Below are 1,412 nucleotides of genomic sequence, written 5' to 3'. Positions count from 1 at the left end.
TGCGATGGCTGAGGTCTCCGCGTCGGACGCGCCTACCGAAGGCACGAAATATGGGAGCGGCTCAAGCACCGGTGCGCCCGACTACCCACACGGAACGAGAAGGGACCTCTTCGCACACATTTTCCCCGCAAAACAGGCATGCGCTCGACAAGGCGCTGCTTGTGCAACCGGTTTACACCCGACCCTTCTCCCTGCACTCGCAAATTTTAAAGAGGGACGACCACGGTTCGCCCGTCAACCGGCCACCAATGACGGGATGTGACCCGGGGACTACCCCACCCCGCATCGAGGCGGCTCCTTTTAGCCCGATGCAGAAACGCGACTACGGAACCCACCGGCCGGTGAAGTCGAGGCTACGGCGCGATGTGACGGATCGGGGACTACTACGGCCCCTACGGCCAATGTTGGGCAGGTGCAAAGCCTGCGGGGAAGCGGCTGGCCACCGGTAAAAGGCATCGCGTGGATACGGGTCAGTAAGCGAAGGGCCTTCCTCTGTGTATCGGGGGGAAGGAGCGGGGGCCGGCTATTGCCTGATCGAGATTGGGCTGATTGAGGCGTCATGATGCCTGTTCACGGACGGATGCAACGCTGATGAAACGCGGATTTGAGATGTGGGCATTTGGGTGCGGTTCTATTTGCAATAATTTGCGAGACGCATCCACTTTCGGGGCATCGAGGCCGGTGCCGCTTTCCAGGCACAAAGAGTTGCTCCTCACTCTCACGTGCGCCGCGTTGCACGTTCTAAGCCGCAGACTTGGGACACTTGCGCCGATACTATTGTCGGTGCAGGGTGCTCGCCGAGGGTCGATGACGTCGTCGTAAAAAAATCAGATACGATTTGGCTAAGGGATGAAAAGTAGTGAAACGAACGGAGCCACGACCGCCCATGCTGACGCCCGATCCAGCCAGGGTGGTGGTGATCGCGCCTAATGCCGGCACCCAGATGGGGGGCGAGGCGATCAAGGTCTATCAGTATTTCCGCTGGCTATTGGACCAAGACACCGACGCGGTGCTTGTCACCCATGGGCGGAACCGGCGCGAGTTGGATCAGCGCTTCCCCTCTGAACGGGTGCTGTTCGTTGAGGAGACGCCGCTGCAGGGGGTTCTGTGGCGCAGCCGCGTTCTGCGTCCGCTGTTGAGCGTATACTTCCACCTTGCTGCGGCGCGGCTGGCGCGCGGTTTCGACCGCGCCACGACCCTCGTACATTACATCTGCCCGATTTCGCCGGTTACGCTGCGTTTTCCGCCCAGACGCTACCGGGTGGTAATTGGGCCGCTAAACGGCCATCTGAGCTATCCGCCGGCATTCCGACACCGCGTAGGCCGCAAGCAGGGGCTGGAGGAGGCACTATACGGCCTTACTCAGCGGATCTGGGGCGCGCTGTTCGGCGACAAACGCCGGGCTGAGACTG

Annotated in this window: 1 pseudogene; it reads left to right on the top strand. The window is 61.2% G+C overall.

Annotation, left to right across the window (positions count from 1 at the left end):
- Positions 1-886: 886 nt before the first annotated feature.
- Positions 887-1,412 (top strand): annotated as a pseudogene (locus tag V8352_RS21745) (glycosyltransferase family 4 protein); the annotation flags it as partial.

It is taken from the genome of Roseovarius sp. D0-M9 (assembly GCF_037083805.1).
Taxonomy (GTDB): Bacteria; Pseudomonadota; Alphaproteobacteria; order Rhodobacterales; family Rhodobacteraceae; genus Roseovarius.
This window is presented reverse-complemented; position numbering and strand designations above follow the sequence as displayed.